At 48.4% G+C, this 21,238-nt stretch carries 18 protein-coding genes and 1 pseudogene; 2 read left to right on the forward strand and 17 right to left on the reverse strand.

The features are described 5' to 3' along the window. Nucleotides 1–127: 127 nt before the first annotated feature. The 5 genes from aat to HMPREF0860_RS13135 form a co-directional block, all read right to left on the reverse strand. Entirely contained in the window at nucleotides 128–898 is a 771-nt protein-coding gene (gene aat / locus HMPREF0860_RS01835; protein WP_021330362.1) for a leucyl/phenylalanyl-tRNA--protein transferase, read from the reverse strand. Further along, entirely contained in the window at nucleotides 885–3,266 is a 2,382-nt protein-coding gene (gene clpA / locus HMPREF0860_RS01840; protein ID WP_021330346.1) for an ATP-dependent Clp protease ATP-binding subunit ClpA, read from the reverse strand. Before clpA ends, aat begins: the two co-directional genes overlap by 14 nt. A gap of 133 nt (nucleotides 3,267–3,399) precedes the next feature. Continuing rightward, the gene (locus tag HMPREF0860_RS01845) at nucleotides 3,400–3,720 is read right to left on the reverse strand and encodes an ATP-dependent Clp protease adaptor ClpS (protein ID WP_021330363.1); all 321 of its coding nucleotides are present in this window, start codon (nucleotides 3,718–3,720) and stop codon (nucleotides 3,400–3,402) included. A 115-nt stretch (nucleotides 3,721–3,835) separates the two neighbouring features. Next, on the reverse strand, nucleotides 3,836–4,054 hold the full coding sequence (locus tag HMPREF0860_RS13735; RefSeq protein WP_156002082.1) for a hypothetical protein: 219 nt from the start codon (nucleotides 4,052–4,054) through the stop codon (nucleotides 3,836–3,838). 128 nt (nucleotides 4,055–4,182) lie between these two features. Next, nucleotides 4,183–5,094: a leucine-rich repeat protein gene (locus HMPREF0860_RS13135; protein ID WP_021330366.1), complete on the reverse strand. Its 912-nt coding sequence runs from the start codon at nucleotides 5,092–5,094 to the stop codon at nucleotides 4,183–4,185. A gap of 627 nt (nucleotides 5,095–5,721) precedes the next feature. On the opposite strand from HMPREF0860_RS13135, the gene HMPREF0860_RS01860 reads away from it, so the two are divergent. Then, the gene (locus tag HMPREF0860_RS01860; RefSeq protein WP_051169951.1) at nucleotides 5,722–6,516 is read left to right on the forward strand and encodes a rhomboid family intramembrane serine protease; all 795 of its coding nucleotides are present in this window, start codon (nucleotides 5,722–5,724) and stop codon (nucleotides 6,514–6,516) included. A gap of 128 nt (nucleotides 6,517–6,644) precedes the next feature. Here the strand turns inward: HMPREF0860_RS01860 and HMPREF0860_RS01865 are convergent, their stop codons facing one another. From HMPREF0860_RS01865 to HMPREF0860_RS01920, 11 genes are all read right to left on the reverse strand, one after another. Next, nucleotides 6,645–7,670 (reverse strand): carbohydrate kinase family protein, encoded by a 1,026-nt coding sequence (locus HMPREF0860_RS01865; protein ID WP_021330304.1) that lies wholly within the window; start codon nucleotides 7,668–7,670, stop codon nucleotides 6,645–6,647. A gap of 11 nt (nucleotides 7,671–7,681) precedes the next feature. Further along, nucleotides 7,682–8,566, reverse strand: coding sequence for a class II fructose-bisphosphate aldolase (locus HMPREF0860_RS01870; RefSeq protein WP_021330358.1), 885 nt, complete (start codon nucleotides 8,564–8,566; stop codon nucleotides 7,682–7,684). A gap of 28 nt (nucleotides 8,567–8,594) precedes the next feature. Then, nucleotides 8,595–9,581 carry an ABC transporter permease gene (locus HMPREF0860_RS01875; protein WP_021330367.1) on the reverse strand — a complete coding sequence of 329 codons (987 nt, stop codon included), beginning with the start codon at nucleotides 9,579–9,581 and terminating at the stop codon, nucleotides 8,595–8,597. A gap of 17 nt (nucleotides 9,582–9,598) precedes the next feature. Next, nucleotides 9,599–11,059 carry a sugar ABC transporter ATP-binding protein gene (locus HMPREF0860_RS01880; RefSeq protein ID WP_231364331.1) on the reverse strand — a complete coding sequence of 487 codons (1,461 nt, stop codon included), beginning with the start codon at nucleotides 11,057–11,059 and terminating at the stop codon, nucleotides 9,599–9,601. 202 nt (nucleotides 11,060–11,261) lie between these two features. Then, nucleotides 11,262–12,215 (reverse strand): sugar ABC transporter substrate-binding protein, encoded by a 954-nt coding sequence (locus tag HMPREF0860_RS01885; RefSeq protein WP_021495441.1) that lies wholly within the window; start codon nucleotides 12,213–12,215, stop codon nucleotides 11,262–11,264. Nucleotides 12,216–12,300: 85 nt separating this feature from the next. After that, nucleotides 12,301–13,479: a phosphoglycerate dehydrogenase gene (locus HMPREF0860_RS01890; RefSeq protein WP_021330262.1), complete on the reverse strand. Its 1,179-nt coding sequence runs from the start codon at nucleotides 13,477–13,479 to the stop codon at nucleotides 12,301–12,303. Nucleotides 13,480–13,563: 84 nt separating this feature from the next. Further along, on the reverse strand, nucleotides 13,564–14,661 hold the full coding sequence (gene serC / locus HMPREF0860_RS01895; RefSeq protein WP_021330263.1) for a 3-phosphoserine/phosphohydroxythreonine transaminase: 1,098 nt from the start codon (nucleotides 14,659–14,661) through the stop codon (nucleotides 13,564–13,566). Between the two features lie 101 nt (nucleotides 14,662–14,762). Then, nucleotides 14,763–16,076 carry a PD-(D/E)XK nuclease family protein gene (locus HMPREF0860_RS01900; RefSeq protein ID WP_162146984.1) on the reverse strand — a complete coding sequence of 438 codons (1,314 nt, stop codon included), beginning with the start codon at nucleotides 16,074–16,076 and terminating at the stop codon, nucleotides 14,763–14,765. Between the two features lie 126 nt (nucleotides 16,077–16,202). Then, entirely contained in the window at nucleotides 16,203–16,721 is a 519-nt protein-coding gene (locus HMPREF0860_RS01905) for a hypothetical protein (protein WP_021330365.1), read from the reverse strand. After that, on the reverse strand, nucleotides 16,718–17,377 hold the full coding sequence (locus HMPREF0860_RS01910) for a Gfo/Idh/MocA family oxidoreductase (protein WP_021330270.1): 660 nt from the start codon (nucleotides 17,375–17,377) through the stop codon (nucleotides 16,718–16,720). The genes HMPREF0860_RS01905 and HMPREF0860_RS01910 overlap by 4 nt, the downstream gene beginning before the upstream one ends. 276 nt (nucleotides 17,378–17,653) lie before the next feature. Further along, nucleotides 17,654–18,553, reverse strand: coding sequence for a tetratricopeptide repeat protein (locus HMPREF0860_RS01920; RefSeq protein WP_021495437.1), 900 nt, complete (start codon nucleotides 18,551–18,553; stop codon nucleotides 17,654–17,656). Between the two features lie 31 nt (nucleotides 18,554–18,584). Here HMPREF0860_RS01920 and HMPREF0860_RS01925 point away from each other — a divergent pair, with 31 nt between their 5' ends. Further along, nucleotides 18,585–20,987, forward strand: coding sequence for a helix-hairpin-helix domain-containing protein (locus HMPREF0860_RS01925; RefSeq protein ID WP_038082118.1), 2,403 nt, complete (start codon nucleotides 18,585–18,587; stop codon nucleotides 20,985–20,987). A 58-nt stretch (nucleotides 20,988–21,045) separates the two neighbouring features. Here the strand turns inward: HMPREF0860_RS01925 and HMPREF0860_RS13875 are convergent. Next, a pseudogene (locus HMPREF0860_RS13875) lies at nucleotides 21,046–21,238 on the reverse strand (hypothetical protein); the annotation flags it as partial.

The raw sequence follows: 21,238 nt of genomic DNA on the forward strand, positions 1-21,238 counted from the left end.
AGTCGAGAGTTGAAAAACTCGTAACGCGTTTTTCTTTTATTTACCGCAACGAAATGAAATAATTAATCATACTTTATCGACTTTGTGCTCGGCGAGAAAGCCGCTCACTTTTGCGATGATACCGACTTTATCCGCACTCGTGCGCGAAAGCGCACACGGTTTCCGCCGCGATTTCGGCAAAAACTTTGTGCAAGTCGCCTGAAAGTTTTTGCGATAAGAGTTCGCTTTCCATGCGCAAAAACGCAGTGCGGCTTATATTGCGGCCGCCGTATCGCGCGATGTTTTCCGTATATACTTGCGAATCGATTAAAACGCCGCCGCATCTTTCGAAGGCTTTTGCAAATAGCATAAACGCGCTTTTGCCGGCGTTCGATTCAAGCGTAAACATCGACTCGCCGCAAAACACTTTTCCGATGAGCACTCCGTAGAGTCCGCCCGCAAGCTCGCCTCCGTGCCACGCTTCGACCGAATGCGCGATACCGCGTTCGTGCAGCGCGCAGTAGATATCGATCATACGCTCCCCTATCCACGTACCGTCCTGACCCGCGCGGGGCACGCGCGCACAATTTTCGATCACGCGGGAAAAGGCGGCATCGATGGTATACGTATACGGGCTGTGTTTTAAAAATCTCACGGCACTGCGCGGAAAGCGGATTTCTTTTACGGGAAGCACAAAACGCGGATCGGGACTCCACCACAAAACGGGATCACCCGAATCTTCGTCATACCACGGGAAAATCCCCTGCAGATATGCCGAAAACGCGAGCTCCGGCGTTATGTGCTCCGTATAGCCGAGCAAACCGTTTCGACCTGCGTCGCGGACGAAAAAATGTGTGTATTCAAAACCGCTTCCGAAACGTTCTGCGCCGAGCTTTTCCTGCCAATCAACGTTTTCCATAGTCGAAGGTCAATATTTCCGTACTGCCGTCTGCCCGAGATACGTCGACGCGCACTTCGCCGCCTGCGGAAAGTTTTCCGAACAGCACTTCGTCGGTGAGCGGAGATGCGATTTCTTCTTCGACGGTACGAGCCATATTCCGCGCTCCGAATTCGCGCGAATAGCCTTTTTCCGAAAGGTAGGCAATCGCACGCGGAGTCGTTTCCAGCTTGACTTTTTTTTGCGCGAGGCGGGCGGCGAGTTTTGCGATTTCTTTTTTTGCGATATCGTCGACGATCGCTTTTCCCAAATGAGAAAACGCGATAACGCCGTCGAGTCTGTTGCGGAATTCCGGCGAAAAAGTTTTTTCAACCGCTTCGCTGAGAGCATCTCCCTCGTCCGAAGCGTTTTCGGCGCCGAAACCGACTTTGCTCTTTTCCATTTCACGCGCGCCGGCATTGCTCGTCATGATGATGATGCAGTTTCGGAAATCGGCTTTGCGTCCCTGATTGTCGGTGAGAAATCCGTAGTCCATAACTTGGAGCAGCACATTGTAAATTTTCGGATGCGCCTTTTCGATTTCGTCGAAGAGCACGATCGAATGCGGATTTTTGCGCACGTCTTCCGTAAGCTGACCGCCCTCTTCATAGCCGACGTAACCGGGCGCCGAACCGATGAGACGGCTCACCGTATACTCTTCCTGATATTCGCTCATATCATAACGCAAGAGCGTTTCACCGAGCGTACGGGAAAGCGAACGGGCGAGTTCCGTTTTACCGACGCCCGTCGGACCGACGAACAAAAAACTCGCTTCCGGCCGTTCGGGATTGTTAAATCCCGCGCGCGCCCTTTTTACCGCCTTTGTCACCGCCGCCACCGCTTCATCCTGTCCGAAGATTTCCGAGCGCATCGTGTCGGCAAGGTCGCGGAGCTTTTCTTTTTCTCCGCTCGTCACCGATTCAAGCGGCACCCGCGCCATCTTTGCCGTCACCGCTTTGATAACGGAAGTCGACACGATGGGTTTCTTCATAAGCTCGTTCGTATGCGAGACTTCCTGCGTATGAGCGGGAGCTTTGCGCATGCGGGCGAATCCGCCCTTCGCTTTGATCTTCATGTACGAACCCGCTTCGTCGATGACGTCGATAGCTTTATCGGGAAGCCGCCTGTCCGGCAGATACTGCACCGACAAGTCGACTGCGGCTTTCAGCGCCGTATCGCTGTACGTAACTCCGTGGTAACTTTCGTATTTATCGCGGAGTCCTTTTAAAATCGCCAGCGTGTCTTCCGGCGACGGTTCTTTGATATCGATCTTTTGGAAACGGCGCGCGAGCGCCCTGTCTTTTTCGAAATTTTTCGCATACTCTTCGTGCGTCGTCGAACCGATGCAGCGAATCTTTCCCGACGACAGCACCGGTTTTAACAAATTTGCCGCATCCATCGTGCTGTTGCCGCTCGTACCGGCGCCCATGATCATGTGGATCTCATCGATAAATAAAATCGCGTGCCGCTTTTTCATCAGTTCGTCGGTGATCTTTCTGAGACGATCTTCAAAATCGCCGCGGAATTTCGTACCGGCGAGCAGCAAACCCATATCGAGACTGTAGATGGAAAAATTATTAATCGCATCCGGCACGTCGTTTTGTGCGATTCTCTGCGCAAGTCCGTTTGCGATCGCCGTTTTGCCCACACCCGCATCTCCGACGTAAAGCGGATTGTTTTTCGTCCGTCGGCACAGAATCTGGATCGTACGGTCGATTTCATCCGTCCGCCCGATGAGCGCATCGATTTTGCCCTGCTTTGCCTCCGCCGTCAGATCGACGCAAAACCGTTCGAGCGCCGTCCGTTTCGTATTCCGCAAATTGTCTTGGCGCGCGTCATCTCCCGTCTGCATACCCGGCATGAATTTCTGCTGCGCTTCCGCACCGTCCAAAAAAAATTGATTTTCATCGGTAAGCTTTTGTGCGCCGATCTCTTCGATAAGGCGGAGCTTGTCGACGCCGCCCATGCGCAGCGAATACGCACAATAATTGCGTTTTTCTTCTATCATGCTGACGAGTACATCGGTGATGTCGAGGATCTGCTTGTCGCTCGATGCGCAGTGAAAGACGGCGCGGTTCATCACTTCCTGAAAGCCCTGCGTTTCGACAGGCTCGGCGCTCTGTCCGTTTCCCTGCACTGCGGATACCGGCACATTTTTTTTAATGTATTCGTTGACGCAATCGCGGATTGTCGCGACGTCTGCCCCGCACGATTCGAGCAGCTCGCGCACCGAATCGAATGCGAGCGCAGAGCTGAGCAAGTGTTCCGGCGTAAAAAATTCGTGACGGGCATATTTTGCATCGGAAAACGAAACCGATAATATCTTTCGCAGCTGCGGACTTATTTCCATATCTCACTACTCCCGGCCGCTCCGGTACGCGGCACAATTCGGAGCCGAACAAAAACCGCACGTGCATGCAATTTTCATCGAGCGCTATAAAGTCGCTTATCGATTAATTTTATCTTCGGCTAATCGATATCGCCTACACTTCCTGCACTTCAACTTTCAGCGGAAAACCCTCTTCTCGCGCACGGTGCACCGTTATCGAAGCCCGCGTCGCCGCTATATCAAACGCATACACGCCGACAATACCGGAACCCGTTTTGTGTACGGATTCCATGATGATGCACGCGTCGTGTTCCGATTTATGAAAAACGGACATAAGCACGTCGACGACAAAATCCTTCGTCGTATAGTCGTCGTTAAAAAAAACGACGCGGCCGTTCGGCGGAATATCGTAATCGACGGCATCGACCGCTTCGATCGAAAACTCGCCGTTTCCGAACGTATCGCTGTCAGCCATGCTTATAATATACAGAATTTTTGCCGTTATTCCAATAGCTTTTGTCCAATATCTTTAGAAACTTTAAAAAATCAATACTGTGAAAACGGATATGTGCAAATCCGAAAATTTTCGCTTAATGGCAGCAAATACGCAAAAATCGCTTGAGGCGCGGCGTCCGTTCCGTCGTTTTAAACGGCGGCGTGCACGACGTGTCGTCTATGCACGATGCACTGCACACTTCTCCTTGCGCTTCGGGCATTATGATTGCGCGCCGAACGTATTTTGGAAGACGCGTATGCAGCGTTTTTTCGCGTATTATTGCCGCGGTTTTTCGTTTGCGCATTATTTTCAAAAAAAAATTGTACGGCGACTAAATCTTCAGATTTTGAAGCCGTACAATCAGTGTACGCAAGCGCATGCGTATAGTAGCGAGTTTTCAAAAGAAAACTCGATTTTAAAAATTTCAGCCTGCGCTGCAGCTTATTCCGCTGCGAACCACTCCGCCTGCGCAGACATCGTGGCGGCGGCAGCCTTATACGTTGCAAGCTGTCCCGACGGAACCTTTATGCTGCCCGCCGTTAAGCTTGTGCAGTCGTAAAAGGCGGCGGCAAAAGCCGGGCCGCCAAGAATGGTTGCAGGATTGTAATCGCACTTAAGCGTAACGGCTTTAAGGTTTCCGCACTGAAAAAAGCAGCTGTTCAAGTATTCAACGTTTTTAGGGACCGCAGGAATTTCCGCCAGCTTTTTGCAGCCGGAAAAGCAAACAGCCATCTGTTTAACACTGTCAGGGATCGCAGGAACTTTTGTCAAACTTTCACATTTGTAAAAGCAGCTGTTTATATTAGTAACGCCTTCGGATATTACCGGAGCCTGCATGAGTTTTTTACACCCGAAAAAACAACTATACATAGTCCGAATGTTTTTAGGTATAACCGAAGGCGCCTGTATCAGCCTTTCGCAACCGGAAAAACAGTAACTCAGATCCGTAACGCTTTCAGGTATTTCGGGAGCCTTTACGAGATTTTTACAATTGTAAAAACAGCATGACATATCGGTAAGATCCGGTATTTCTCCGAATTTAAGAGCGACGTCTATTGTATCGTTGTTGCTCAGTATTTTTCCGAGCCTGCTTGCCGTACTGGGGGAGGTTGCACCTTTTAAGTCCTCCTTTGCAAGGCCCGTTATTTCGATGTAATTTACTTCGACAGGTGATGCCTTTGTTTTAAGATAGTCTTTTAAGCCGTCGCCGTTTGTACCGAAGTCGACCTTAACGTATCCCGGTCCTGAATCTCCGTCCGATTCGGTTTTGCAACCCGCTGTGAATACTGCGGCAAGCACAGCCGCCGCTGCAAAAAAAGCCTGAGCTTTTCGGTTAAAAATCGTAGTCTTCATCGTTTCCTCCTGTATAAAGACTTGTAATTGCAGGAACTTTCATTCCCAAAATATGTATCTCCGGCAATGCCGGCAGCGATACCCGCGTACTCTGTGAGCGATGCAGCCTAAGCCGCGCGCTTACCCTCGTCTAAAACCTTATGTATGCCCTGCGCCGCAGATTTTTTCAAAAGCGCACGGGTATGGATAGGACAAATATAAAAACCGCGCAGAGAAAAATTCCCTGTGCGGTGTACAAGCGGCGATTGTATTGTTTTGAAAAAAATATTGAGAACGGAGTACGCCTAAGCGAGTTGCGAGTTGCGAGTTGCGAGTTGCGAAATTATAAGCGCGCCCCAATCTTTGTCAAGCGATTCGGGCAAATTTTTTAAATATTCTTCGCTTTGCCTGCAGCCGATACGCACTCTTTCCATACGTCGATTATATCACGGTTTCCGTGTATCGGCAAGTGAAATTTTTACATACATAGGGAATCCAGCGGAAATGCATACGCGGAAAAGAAGCGGAACGCGAAACAGCGGCATTTGCTATGTGCACGAAGTCTCCGGTATCCCTACCCTACCATATACGCAAAAATATACGCAAAAATCGCTTGAGGCGCGACGTTCGTTCCACTATACTGTCGCCATGCAGGAACATACCGAAGTGAGTCGAAAAATCCGCGTAACCTACAACGCGCCCGTTACGCTTACCTTTGTCGTCATCTGTACGGTAATTATGCTGCTCGACAGTTACGTGTTCGACCGGCACCTTGCGGCGGCGCTTTTTATCATACCGGGCGGAAAGTACAGCAGCCATCCGTTCGATTGGAAAGCGCCGCTCGACTATTTCCGCCTCTTTTCGCATGTGTTCGGGCATGCCGATTGGCAGCACCTCATTTCGAATATGTCGCTCGTCATATTGCTCGGCCCGATCATCGAAAGCCGCTACGGTTCCCGCGTCCTCGCGCTCGTCATAACGATAACCGCGTTCGTCACCGGCGTCATCAACGCGTGCTTGATCACACATCCGGAAATGGGTGCAAGCGACGTCGTATTTATGATGATCATGCTCGCGTCATTTACGTCGTTTGCAAAAAACGAAATACCGCTGTCGTTTATCCTCGTATTCATATTGTATATCGGCGGACAGTTTTTTAATTTCGACACGCTGCAGCATAACGGTATTTCGGTCGCCGCTCACATAGCAGGAGGATTGTGCGGAAGCCTCTTCGCGTTTTTACTCACGCCGCAAAAATTTCCGGCTCCCGCAGAAGGCGTAAAAGAGGTAAAGCAAAACGATACGGTGGCAAAGCAAAACGGTTCGGCGAGAGAGCAAAAGAGCGGCGACAACACGCAGACGAACGGCAAAAGCGATAGGCGGACCGAAACAAAAAAAGCGAAAAAAAACACGAAGAGCACGAAAACCGCAAAGAGCCGGTAAGCGAATTCGGCGTGCCGCACGGGGCGTTGCGGGGTGTCCCCGCAGAGGGGGCAACGCGCAACGAAGTGCGCGCGAGGGGGAGACTTCCCCCTCTTAATAATTTTTTTTTGCAAAAAGCCGGCAACGGCTTACAGTTTTTCAAATTCGACGGAGCATTTGTACGCATCGTATAAGGCAAGCGCTTCGCCGTATGCGCGCATGCCGTCGGTACCGTTTATTTCGGAAAGCGAACACGTCGCACAGGCGGTACCGAGCTTCATCGCATCGATGATCGATTGCCCGCGGTACGCCGCATATAAAACACCGCAGCAATATGCGTCACCGGCACCCGTTTTGCCTTTGATCTTTTCGTGCGGAAACCGAAGGCTCGGCATTGTAAAACACGCACCCGTCGCACAATCCATACCGAAGCTGCACGAAGCGGCATGGATGATGATCCATCGGGACACGCCGTATTCGGCAATTTTTTCCAAAACGGGACGCATGGCATTTTTAATAATCTTTCCGTCCGATTCGAGCGGGATCCCCGTCACTTCCTGCGCTTCAAGCTCGTTGATTGTGCAGTAGTCGGTATATTTGAGCGATGCGCAAACGATATCTTTAACGTATGCGCCTTTTCTGGAAACGATATCGATGGAAGTTTTCATGCTGCGCCGGCGCGCTTGTGCGAGAATGCGCGCCGCATGCGTACCGTATTCGCCGTCGGGCGCATCAATACCCTTTGTAAGCAAAAGGTATTCGAGCTGAAAGATATCGCCTTCAAGCGCATCCCAGTCGATATGCCGTTCGCCGTAAGTGTCGGATACACCCGCATAATAAAAGAACGTGCGCTGATGCGTATCGTCCGCATCGATGACGATCGTCAGCGGCGTATGCCCTTCATCGCTTTTTACGATGCCGCTTTTGTCGATGTTCGGATATGCGTCGAGCGCTTTAATAATGCTGCGTCCCGCGCTGCCGCGGCCGAGAACCGTGCTCACCCGTACCGGAAGCGCCGCGTCGATTTTTGCCAAATCGATTATTAAATTGCCCGTACCGCCGACGTCCTCATGGATGTCGTGTACGCTTACGAGCCGGCCTTCATCGGGAAACGTATCGACCGCATAATGCCGATCGAGGATGAGCGGCCCCGCAACGATGATACCCTTTTGCATAGTGCACCCGTTTATAAGGTATTGTTGAAAATACGTATCGCCTGCTTTACGTCTTCTTTCATCGCTTGTGTCGCAATACCGGGAATGTCGTGAAAAAAGACGTGATCATCGGCTTTGATCCTATCCGTTTGCGCTTTAACCGCTTTTCCGCCGCTCATCGTCATATACGTATAATAATTGATTTTTCTAATGCCGTTGCGTATTGCAGTTTGGAATTCTTCTTTGCTCAAACCGGATCCGCCGTGCATGACAAAGGGCATATCGACCGCTTTTTTTATTGCGGTGATTCTGTCAAGATCGAGCACCGGCTTTGCAACATAAATACCGTGAGAAGTGCCGAACGCTATCGCGAGTGCATCGACGTTCGTTTTTTCTTTAAAATCTTTTGCGGTTTCGGGACGCGTATATACATCGTCTACGTCGGCAAACGAATCTTTCGTTTCGATTTTTGCAGGCCCCTCGGCGCTCCCCGTAACGGATGTGAAAATATGACCGACTTCCGCTTCTACGGAAACGCCGACTGCATGAGATGCCCGTACGACTTCTGCAGTCGTTGCGACGTTTTCTTCGTAGGGACAGGCCGACGCGTCTATCATAACCGATGTAAAGCCGAGCCGGATCGCCTGCATACAGCGTTCAAAACCGTCGCCGTGATCGAGATGTACGCATACGGGAACTTTTGTTTTTTTCGCAAAGTACAGCATAATCTCCGCAGCGTCTTCCATACTCAAAAACTGCGCATGAACGGGCGCATATTGCAAAACGACCGGCATATCCGTCTCTTCCGCCGCTCCGATAATCGCGGCAGCGGATTCCCAGTTCGGAACGTTGAAGGCGCCGATTGCAATTTTATCGCGTTCGGCGATTTTCATAACATCATGCAGCGATACAAGCATACAACCCCCATCATCTTAAAATTAATAATTAGCGTTTGTTTCTGTTGCGGATAAAGTCGAGGAACACGGCGAGCAAAATGACCAAACCCTTTACGACATACTGCCAAAACGAATTGACATTCATCAAGTTCAAACCGTTGTTCAAAAATCCGATAATCAGCGCACCGATTATCGTACCGCCGATTTTACCGGAACCGCCGGCCATGGAAGTTCCGCCGACAACGACGGCCGCGATCGCATCCATTTCCGCCCCGTCGCCGGCCGTCGGCTGGCCGGAATACATGCGGGATGCGAGCACAATACCCGCAATACCCGCCATTAAACCGGAATATGCGTACACCCAAAATTTTACGCGGGTTACGGAAATACCGGAAAAAACGGCGGCTTGTACGTTTCCGCCTACCGCATAGATATGCCGACCGAGCTTCGAATTATTCATAAGCAAGCCCGTTATGATAAGCACGACGATCATTATGATAACGGGAACGGGAAATATACCGATATATCCCGCTCCGATAAACTGCCACGCCTTTGTCACGACGCGTACGGGAGAACCGCCGGTATACACATAGGCAAAACCGCGCGCGATATTCATCGTGGCGAGCGTGACGATGAACGGAGGAATCGTCGTCTTTGAAATGACAAAACCGTTAAACATTCCGAATACGACACCGATGACGGTTCCGATGATAAGTGCAACGGGGATCGCCAATTCGTAGCGAGCGACACACGCAGCCGCAACGCAGCCCGAAAGTGCGATAATCGATCCGACGGACAGATCGATACCGCCGAGGATGATGACCATCGTCATGCCGCACGCCAAATACATATTCGTTGAAATTTGACGAAGCACATTGAACATATTCTGCCGCGTCACAAAGGCACGGGACGTGCTCGGATTCAGCGACAAAAACAAAAATAAAACGATGAACGCTGCGATGATACCTAAATTTTCTTTGAAATATCGTACGAATCCCTGCTTCATTACCAGTTGTTTTGCCGTATCGTTGTTCATTGCAATCCCCCAATCCCTTATTCTGCAGCAAACCGCATAATCGATTCCTGCGATACTTCAGCATGCGGCAAACACGCTTTTACCCTGCCGTTTGCCATGACATATACACGGTCGCTCATATTGATGATTTCCGGCAATTCCGAAGAAATCATGATAATCGATATGCCTTCTTTGACGAGCTCATTCATTATGGCATAGATTTCCGCTTTCGCTCCGACATCGACGCCTCTGGTCGGCTCGTCGAGTATGAGGATCGACGGATTTACCGCAAGCCATCGTCCGATCATTACCTTTTGCTGATTCCCTCCGGAAAGGTTTCCGATCCGCTGATCGAGCGACGGCGTTTTCGTTTTCATCATCGCCGTATATTTATCCGCAATCTCGGTTTCTTTTTTTTTATTAAAAACAAATCCTTTAATAAATTCTTTTAATACTTCGATCGTAGCATTGTATTTTACGCTTTGTACGTGATACAAGCCTTCAAGCTTTCTGTCTTCGGGAACAAAGGCCATACCGCTGTCGAGCGCATCTACAGCAGAAGTAAAATGAACGGCTTTTCCGAACAGCGTTATGTTACCGTCGTATTTTTTCTTCAACCCGAATACGGCCTGCATCGCTTCGCTTCGGCCCGCTCCGATAAGCCCCGCAAAACCGAGGATTTCGCCTTTCCGAAGCTCAAACGAAACATCCTTTACCATGTCGTTATCGCACAGATGTTCGACGCGCAAAACCGTTTCACCGGCAGTTTGAAAGTCGCGCGTATAATACTGTTCCAGCGTCCGTCCAACCATCATCGCGATAAGCTCGTCGCGCGTTATTTTGTCAACGTCCGAAATACCTGCGAAACAGCCGTCGCGGAGCACCGTAACCCTATCGCAGATTTCCCATAACTCGCTCATCTTATGAGAAATATAGATGATCCCGACGCCGCGCTTTACAAGCGTACGCATGATACCGAACAAAAATTCGACTTCTCTGTCGGATATGGATGAAGTCGGTTCGTCCATAACGAGAATTTTGGAATTGAATGAAATCGCTTTTATTATTTCCACCATCTGCTGCTGCGCGATCGTTAAATTGACGATGAGCGTCTGCGCGGAAAAATTGGCATTGTACCGGTGCAGCAGCTTATCGGTTTCCGAATTCATCGCCGCTTTGTCGATAAATTTGCCTTTCATCGGTTCTCTGCCGAGATAGATGTTTTCCGCAACAGTCATGTGCGGCACAAGCACGAGCTCTTGATGGATAATCGCTATACCGTTTTTTTGGGAATCGAATACGCTATCGATATCGACTTTTTTGCCGTCGATGTACATCTCGCCTTCATCCGCTTTGATGATTCCTCCCAAAACTTTTATAAGCGTAGATTTACCGGCGCCGTTTTCGCCGATCAGCGCGTGCACTTCCCCCGCACGCAATTCGAAATCGACACCGTTCAACGCATAAACGCCCGGAAAGCGTTTATGGATGTTTTTCATTTGAAGCAATAAATTTTCATCCATGAGACGGAACCTATTTTGACGTATGACGTTTAAAGCGGCCGGTCGAACCAACGCAGAACAAGCAGTACGGCAGCATCACTGCTGCCGTACCGTCGCCGCATTAACCGTGAAATAGGAAGCACAAAATATACAGTTCATCCGACGCTTTTTTGACAAAACGCGCTTTGCGTTTATCCGATTACTGCCAACCTGTCGTACCGTATTTCGCTACGTTATCGCTTGTGATGAGGAATGTCGGAACGGGATAGCGGGCATCGACTTTTTCACCGGCCATGATTTTATACATAAGTTCGACCGATGTTTTTGCGATATTGACGGGAGACTGAGCGCCCGATCCTTCGATCAACGAACCCTTCGTCGCTATCTCTTTTTTTATATCGGGCGAACCGTCGACGCCGTAGATCAGCGCTTTTTTAATACCTGCAGCGTTTGCCGCCGCGAGCGCGCCGAGCGCCGTCGGATCGTTACCGCCGAAAATGGCGACGACTTCGGGATGGGCTTGCAGCAAATCTTCCGCAATACCCATCGAAACCTGCAAATTGCCCTTTGCATCCTGCTGGCCGACGATTTTAAAGCCGTGCCCTTTAATCGCATCGAGAAAACCGTTTGTACGATCGACAACGGAGTTCATCGTCGGCGAATCGAGTATGATAATATTGCCGCCGTTCGGGCATTTTTTTACGAGATCGTCGCCGCACACTTTGCCGGCATTGTAATTGTCGGAACCGGTGTATGTCGCAACATAGCTCATATCCGCAACTTCCGTATCGAAATTGACGATCGGAATACCGGCCGCTTTGAGCTGATCGAGCGCGGGGATGATCCCTTCCGCTTCAGCGGGGTTCAAAAATATACCGTCGATTTTCTGTGCGATGATATCTTCCACCTGTTGGATTTGGCGGGTAACGTTATTCGCAGGGTCGACGGATATAAGCTGATCGCCGCGGGCTTCAACCTCCTGCCGGATCGTCTTTTCGATGAGCACAAAGAACGGATTTGACTGATCCATACAGGTAAAGCCGAATTTGTAATGTTTTTTTCCGTCGGCGGGATTTGAATCATTCGCACCCATTGCGAAAATACCTGTTGCGACAAACAATGAAATCATTATTGCGCTTATTACCTTTTTCATATACGCCTCCTTAAGCGCATTATACATCGGTTTTTCCAAAAGTCAAGGAATTTCCAAATGCTGCCAAAGTTACGGTAATACCCGCTCACCCTGCGATCGCACGCACGTGCGTGACGTTTTCCATTGCGGAAAGTTTTGCAAGCGTATCGTCGCTCACATTGCCTTCGACGTCGATGATATTGTACGCGATGTTGCCGCTGTTTTGATTTATCATACCCGCGATGTTGAGTTCGGCTTCACCCAAAATCGTCGAAAACTTCGATACCATACCGGGAATGTTTTTGTTCGAAATACAAAGTCGCGTACCGCCGGAGGGAATTTCGTTTTCGGTGACGATTTTCGGAAAGTTGACCGAATTGGCGATAGTGCCCCGTTCGAGAAATTCGCGGAGCTCTGCAACGGCCATGACGGCGCAGTTTTCTTCGGCTTCGGGCGTCGATGCGCCGAGGTGCGGAAAACAGATGACTTTCGGATTTGCAAGCAGTTCTTCCGCGGCAAAATCGGTGACGAACATGGAAACCTTTCCGTTCGCAATCGCCTGAAGCATATCGGCATTGTTGACCAGTCCTCCGCGCGCAAAGTTTATGATGCGTACGCCGGTTTTCATCGCGTTCAATCTGTCGGCATTGATAAAGCCTTTCGTGTCGTTTGTCTGCGGCATGTGGATCGTGATGTAGTCCGATTTTGAAAGCAGAGTATCGAGGGTTTCCGCCTGTTTGATGTGCGTGTCGAGCTGCCACGCGTGTTTGACGGAGATAAAGGGATCGTAGCCCGCAACGGTCATACCCAAACCGACGGCCGCGTTTGCAACGAGGGCTCCGACGGCGCCGAGACCGATGACGCCGAGCGTTTTGCCCTGCAGCTCCGGCCCGACGAATTGGGATTTGCCTTTTTCCGCAAGGTCGGGAATCTCATCGCCTTTGCCTGCAAGACTTTTTACCCACTCGGCGGCGGCGATCGCGGGGCGGTTTGCGATGAGCATGCCGAGTATGACGAGTTCTTTAACCGCGTTCGCGTTTGCGCCGGGCGTATTGAACACGACGATGCCGCGCTCGGTCAACTCCTGCACGGGGATATTGTTGACGCCCGCTCCCGCTCGTGCGACGGCTTTTACCGTATCGGGAATCGTCATGCCGTGCATATCTTGAGAGCGCACGAGGATGGCGTCGGGATCGTTGATCGAAGATGCGATTTCGTAATCGTCGCGGGGAAATCGTTCGAGCCCCGCAGAGGATATTTTGTTGAGCGTTTGAATTTTAAACATATTGACTCCCGTAAATTATTAATACGGATGCCGCGTTTTGAAAGCCGTATCAAAACGATATGCTTTCGGCGGGCATTCGTCCGCTTAAAAATTTTCAGCGGCAAATTTATCCATAAATTCGATAAGACGTTCGACGCCTTCGATCGGCATGGCGTTATATATGGACGCGCGCATACCGCCGACGGTACGGTGCCCCGCAAGGTTTACGAGCCCCGCTTCCGCCGCTTCGGCTGTGAATTTTTTGTTGATCGCGTCGGCCTTCGCTTCGTCTTCCTCTTTTGTCAAAAACGGCACGTTCATGATCGAACGGCTGTCTTTGTCGGCGGTTGCACGATAGACGGCGCTCGAATCGAGGTAGTCGTACAGGCGCCCGGCCTTTGCATAATTGCGCACTTTCATGCCTTCCGCTCCGCCGTTTTTTTCTATCCAATGAAGCACTTTACCGACGACGTAGATCGCATAGCACGGCGGCGTATTGTACAGAGAATCTTCGTCGGTGTGCGTTTTATACGTGAGCATCGTCGGCGTGAGTTTTTGCGGAGCGTCGGTGATGAGGTCGTCCCTGATGATGACGAGCGTGACGCCCGCAGGCCCGATATTTTTTTGCGCGCCTGCAAAAACGAGACCGAAAGCGCTCACGTCCAGCGGCTCGGACAGGATGCACGAAGAGATATCGGCGACGAGCGGAATGCCGCCCGTATCGGGAATATAATTCCAGTGCGTGCCCTTGATCGTGTTGTTGAAGCAGATATACGCGTAATCGTAATCGCCCGTGATTTTATCGATTTTCGGAATATAGCAAAAATTGCGGTCTTTCGACGACGCGGCGACATCGACGGAAACGTATTTTTTCGCTTCTTTGATCGCTTTACCCGACCACACGCCGGTATCGACGTATACCGCTTTGCCCGAACGTATGCCGAGGTTTTGCGGCACCATTGCAAACTGCGTCGAACCGCCGCCCTGCAAAAATACGATTTTGTAGTTGTCAGGCACGCGCAAGAGTTTTCGTACCATAGCTTCGGCGTCTTCGACGATCGGCTTAAATGCCGACGAACGATGACTCATCTCCATAACCGACTGACCCGTGCCTTTGTAGTCGAGCATTTCATCGGCACAGTCTTTCAACACTTCTTCCGGCAAACACGACGGTCCCGCCGAAAAATTGTACACACGTCCCATAGTTGGCTCCTATATTTTCGATAATTCGCGTTATCGATCCGCAAACATTTTAAGCGCAAACGCTCTCGTCCCGTTTGTCGGCGACGAAAACTGTGTTATGCCTATTTTATTGTTAAAAATCTTTCTTTTACGTTAGGAAGTAAGCTTGTATAAAATTGTAAAAACTCCTTAAGGCTTTCTTTATCATCCAACGGTTCTATGTCTAGCCACACCCACTTATCCTCTTCAGTTTCTGTTTTTACTTTATAAATATCTTCCAAAATGTTTTGATAAATTTTCTGATTCTGCTTAGAAATTTTGTTATGAGTTCCAAAACCGAGTTGTAATTGGCCGCCTAGACCTGCTGCATATAAATAATCCGAACTTATATCTTTTGTAAAGATATAGCAGCCCCAGTCGCTATACTCCCAACTTTCAAAACAAAATCCTAGCGGCTCAAGTAAATTTTTTAATTGATCAGTGATAATTGAACCTAATACATCATTTTTGTCCTGTTCAAAAACTGCAACTAAATCTTTTGCAGCCTTGTAATTCTCTTCAGAGGAATAAATCTTTTCAAGCAATTTTTTTTGATACTCCAACATGGCTTCATCGCCTCCTAAATGTCCTAACAAGATTTTATATTGTTCCAAATAAACTTTTGTAAGCATGACTTCTGAGTTGGTCACATCTTTTAATTCAGGAGATTCCAGACAATTTCTTAAGAACTTGATTAAACTTCCTTTGTTTTTGTCCCTGTCAATAGCTGAACGATATTTTAAAACTTTTCCATCTCCATACTTTGTATCACGGATAAGTTTAGTATAATCTTCAAATACTGAATCATAACTATCAATATCAGGTTTCTTTCCGGGAATCAACGTAAGATACACCACAGTCATATCAACTTTGCTGTTTTTTCCAAATTTTTGTTCCTGCACATATTTCATATACCTGACAATTTGATTCGGTTGGTCAGGAGCGCCATTCAGTTTATTTTCTACAATAATTGCCTGGTTATGATTATTTGTTATCAATAAGTCAATATAACCTTTTTTTTCTTCACTTCCATCCCATACAGAATTATATTCCTCTTTTGAAATTTTGACGGTATTATCTATAATAAATTCGTAATCCAAATCCAGCATTTTTACAAAATTATCAATAAAGATTAAGCTTGCGATTTTACCGATTTGCGGAGTAGTCGGATTCAAAATGGTATACAAAATATCACTGTGGAATTTTTCTCTTTTATATAAATCCGATATTGTTTCAAAAATATTAAATTTATCTGTAAGATTTAAATCATATTCTTTAATAACTTCATCTTTTTGTGATGAATATTCTTTAGAAATATTTAATAAATCTTGTATATTTGTAAGAGAATCTTTTTTTATTTTTTCAGCTTCCGATAAAAGTTTTTCTACTTCAACCATATTCATAGTCTTTATTCTTACCCAATGTGAGCATAGGCCTATCATTATTTTAAACCGCAGGTAGCTTGACCGCGTATCGGTTTTGAAAACGGTGTTAGGTAAAAATATTTCTTACCGAGTTATACCTCATTTGTTATTTGAAAAATCCGATTTTGATATTACATTTATCAAATCACCACGAGTTGAATTAGCAACAGAGTAATTCATTAAAGCCATTATTTTATCTCGCTTTTCTTTATCCACTTCATCAATAATAATTATTACAGAAAAGTAACCATGTTTTAAATCATCATTTTCTTTTTTGTCATTATAATTGGCTGTATATGCTTTTTCTTCCCACATTCCATCAACAGTATCCGGATTACTATTATTTTCCGAAAAATCAGCTTTGCCAAAAACCCTTTTAGTTATAACTTGTTCGGAAACCGCTCTTTTGGAATATTCCTGTGTTTTTTGATAAATTATCGAAATCGAATATTTATCTTGAAATTCCAGTTCATCAAGAATTTTGGAAATATTATTTTGAAGTAATTTTTTTTCTGTTTCGATTATTTTTTCAAATAATTCTTTTTCACCGTTTTTACAAGATGTTATTCCAATTATAGTGAAAATTATAATAAATAATATAATAATTCTTCTTTTCATAAAACTTTTCTCCAAGCGCCCGAAGTGCGGGCGGAAAGCGTTCGAAGGAGCGTCACCGGAGATGCGTTTTCCACCCGAGCCGATACGGTCGATCCCAGCACGGCATCGGTATAATTGACGATACCGCGTATGCCGCAAAAAACAAGGCGCGAAGCAAGGGATGCGGCATCTTCGTTTTTCGACGCGAGGATCGCATATTCGATGCGTTCCGAAGCGACGACCGCTTCGATCCGCGATGCCGGATAGAGCGGAAACGCAGATCGGAGGATTTCCGTCCGGTTTACGTTCGGATCGAATCCCGCGACGATTTTATAGCCCGTGCCGTCGAATATCGCTTCGTCGAGGAGGGCGGTGCCGAGCCTGCCCAAACCGACAATGCAGCACTTCTTTTCGCTCGACGCGGGAGCGATTTCGAAAAAACGCAAAATCGCATCGCAGAGGCGGCGCACGTCGTAGCCGTTTGAAACGCCGCCGCAAAAACCGATCGACGCTATATCGTGCCTGATGAGCGCGGAACTCCAATGCACGAGAGATGCAAGCTCGACCGACGTAATGCGCGTTTTATCCGTGCGCGAAAGAAGTTCTGCCAAGAGCACGAGCCGCCGCTTCGACGGTTCGGAAACGCGCTTTTGCGGCGCGGCAAGCATTTCGTTCATCGCAATCCTCCCGATAGTAACGGATGTCAGGTTTTCCGGTCAACGGAAAATTCGGCCTTTTCCATCGATTCGAAGCCGAAAAATCTAAAAAAATCGGAAAATCCGCATTTACTGTGAAATTTTTAACAGTAATTAAGAAAAAAGTAAAGATAGGACGCGGTATAGGTAAAGGAAGGCGACGGAAGGATGGGGCAATTCGAAAACGGATATGATGTATGAAAAAAAAGCGGGAGCAGCGTAATTTCAAAGAGTGACTTGCAATATTATTTTTTAAAATTACTGCAGCGAAGCGTTTGCCATAAGCCGTTTCATCGCATCAAAATCCGCCTCCGCTTTGTTACGTCTTTCTAATGCAAGATTTGTATTACCTCGCCATTCATAGAATATATAATTTGCATCATCGATTTTAATCGCTTCGGTAAACGCATCGAGAGCATCACCGTATTTTTGCAAACGGTAACAGCAAACGCCTATATGAAAATACACATCCGAAACGCGGTATTTTAATGTTGCGGCTTTACGGTAATCGCTCAAGGCCGCATCATATCGTCGCAGCATTTCATATGCCGCACCCCGATCAAAATAGGTTTCCGCATTTTTAGGATTCAGCCTTATCGCATGAGAATAATGTAAAACCGCATTTTCATAATCATTCATTCGATAACGGATTTGTCCTTTATTTTTAAAATGTAAGGCACACTTCGGATTCAACTCTATAGCGGTATCGATATCACGAAGTGCTTTTTCCAGATCTCCCAACTGTATATAGAGGCATGCTCTGTTATTGTATACTCTGTCGTCGTCGGGAATCAACACAAGTGCTTCGTCGAAATCGGCAAGCGCGTCCTTATATTGCGCCTTACAAATAAAAATCATTCCCCTTAATAAAAGCGCTTCCTCATAAGACGGCTGTATTTGCAGAGCTTTATTTATATCCGCCAGTGCCGCATTATAGTATCCCGACAAACAATAATAATTTCCCCGCTCATAATACAGCCGATAATTATCGGGATATTTCCGTATTTTTTTCTCGTAAACTCGAAGGTTAAGCCTGAATATCAACAAATTACCTTTTTCCGTAGTCCGATTCATAGGAACAGAACTACAGGCAAAAACAGTGCATAACAATACCGTATAAAAAAACATCACACATATATTTTTCATCTTCCTTGCCACGCACCGTCCTTTTCCGTACAATAGCGCCTATATGGAATTTACTCAAGACACAATGGACGCGCTCGCAATCGATGAAGCGCTCATCGAACAAAAAATCGCGGCGGAAATCGGCATCCGCGAAACGCAGGTGCGCGCCGTCATCGACCTCGTAAACGAAGGCTGCACGGTTCCGTTTATCGCGCGCTATCGAAAAGAAAAGCACGGTTCGCTCGACGAAATGCAGATACGCGACTGCGACCGTCTGTTCAAATCGCATAAAAATCTCGAAGAGCGGCGCCTCGAAATCGCGAGGGGTATTTTTGCTCAAGGAAAACTCACCGAATCTCTGTACGACGCGGTAATGAGCGCGCTTACGCTCACGGCGCTTGAAGACTTATGGGCGCCGTTTAAAAAGAAAAAGAAAACGCGCGGCATGATTGCGATCGAACGCGGGCTCGAAGCGCTTGCGGATGCGATGCTCACGCTCGACGATACGGCAATCGAAAAAAAGGCGGAAGAATTTATTAAAATAAACGACGACAACCCCGAACTTTCGGTTCCGACTGCAGAGGATGCGATCGCGGGTGCGAAAGACATCATCGCGGAAAGGACGGCTCAGGACAGCACAAATCGCAAAGCGGTGTACGATCTTTATATGGCGACCGGCTCGATCGTTTCGAAAGGTATCGGAGACGAAGAAAAGCAAAAGACGTCGACATATCAAATGTATTGGGATTACGCGGAGCCGCTCAATCAGATAAAGCCGCACCGCATTCTCGCGATAAACCGCGGAGAAAGGGAAGAAGCGCTCGAAGTTACCGTAAACGTGGACGTCGATACGGCCGTAGATATGCTGCAAAAGCGCCAAACGATCAACAACGCGTATCACGCGGATGCGATCAAAGACGGCGTCGTGAGACTCCTTTCACCGGCTGTCGTGCGCGAAATCCGCAGCGACGAAACGGACAAAGCGGACGAACACGGCATCGGCATATTCAGCGAAAACCTCAGAAACCTTTTGATGACGCAGCCGATCAAAGGCAGCCGCGTGCTCGGCGTCGATCCGGGCATACGAACCGGAACGAAGTGCGCCGCTCTCGACGAAACGGGAAAATATCTCGGAAGCTTTTTAATAAAGCAAGTCGCCGACGTTTCGGGTTCTTACGAAGCGCTTAAAGCTGCGATCAAAAAATACGATATTCAAGTCGTCGCCGTCGGAAACGGAACGGGAAGTCCCGAAGTGCGCGAACTCGTAAGCCGCGTCATAAGCGAAAACTATCCCGACGTGCGCTACACGGTCGTAGACGAAAGCGGTGCGTCGGTGTATTCCGCAAGCGACATCGCGCGCGAAGAGTTTCCCGACTTGGATTTGACGATCCGCGGAGCGGTGAGTATGGGGCGGCGGCTGCAGGATCCGCTCGCCGAACTCGTCAAAATCGATCCGAAAGCGATCGGCGTCGGACTCTATCAGCACGACGTCAATCAAAAAAAACTTTCCGACATGCTCGACGAAGTGGTAGGCTCCGTCGTAAACAAAGTCGGCGTCAATTTGAATACGGCGAGCAGTTCGCTTTTAAAATACGTTTCGGGCATTACGCCGGCGACGGCGAAAAAGATCGTCGCATACCGCGATGCGAACGGAAAGATCACAAGCCGCGACGATTTGAAAAAAGTGAGCGGACTCGGCCCGAAAACTTTCGAGCAGTGCGCGGGATTTTTAAAAATTCCCGAAAGCGGAGAGCCGCTCGACAACACGTGGGTGCATCCCGAAAACTACGAAGCGGCGCGCGAGCTTTTTGCCGTCATCAAATCGGGAGGCGAAGTTTCCGCCGAATTGAAAAAGAAACTCGAAGAAAAATACGGCATCGGGGAAACGACGATTTCGGATATTGCAGAAGAATTGAAAAAGCCGAACCGCGATCCGCGCGACGACTACCCCGCTCCGATCATGCAAAAAGGCGTCATGCAGTTCGAAGATTTGAAGCCGGGCATGAAAGTTACCGGAAAAATCAAAAACGTCGTCGACTTCGGCGCTTTCGTCGACCTCGGTTTGCACGAAACGGGACTCATCCACATCAGCGAGCTTTCGGACAATTTCGTCAGAGAGCCGATGGAAATCGTCAAGGTCGGCGACGTCAAAGAATTTACGATTCTTGCGCTCGATCCCGACAGAAAACGCATCAGCCTGTCGCTGAAAAGCGACGCAGCATCGCGCGCACTCAATCCGACGGAAGCGAAATCCGGCGACAAGGGAAACGGAAAAACACCGCATGAAAAAAAAGCGAACGGGGGCGCAAAGAGAGCGGTCGTCGTAAAAGCGCTTTCGAAAAATGCGGACGGCACGCGGCAGAAGAACGACGGCAAAAACCGTCAAAGCTCAGGCGTAAAAACGGGCGGCGTGCGGAACGACGGTATGACGTACAATCCCTTTGCGGATCTGCTGAAAAATCGCTGAAGCGGGGAGCTGGGGCTGCGGAATATCGGCGCAGACAAGACTTCGGGGTACGGAATACTTACAGCTGTTCGACTTCCGCTTTCGTGAAACCGGTTATTTTGCAAATGTCTTCAAGCGGATAGTGCATAGCGAGCATGGTTTTTGCCGTTTCAAGCTTAGCTTGGTATGAGCCTTCCTGCAGTGCGATTTCTCTTTCTTCTTCCCGCTGCACGGCGATGTCTACATCGTAATCGTATTCGGCTATGAGCATA

This window comes from Treponema socranskii subsp. socranskii VPI DR56BR1116 = ATCC 35536, assembly GCF_000468115.1.
Classification (GTDB): Bacteria; Spirochaetota; Spirochaetia; order Treponematales; family Treponemataceae; genus Treponema_D; species Treponema_D socranskii.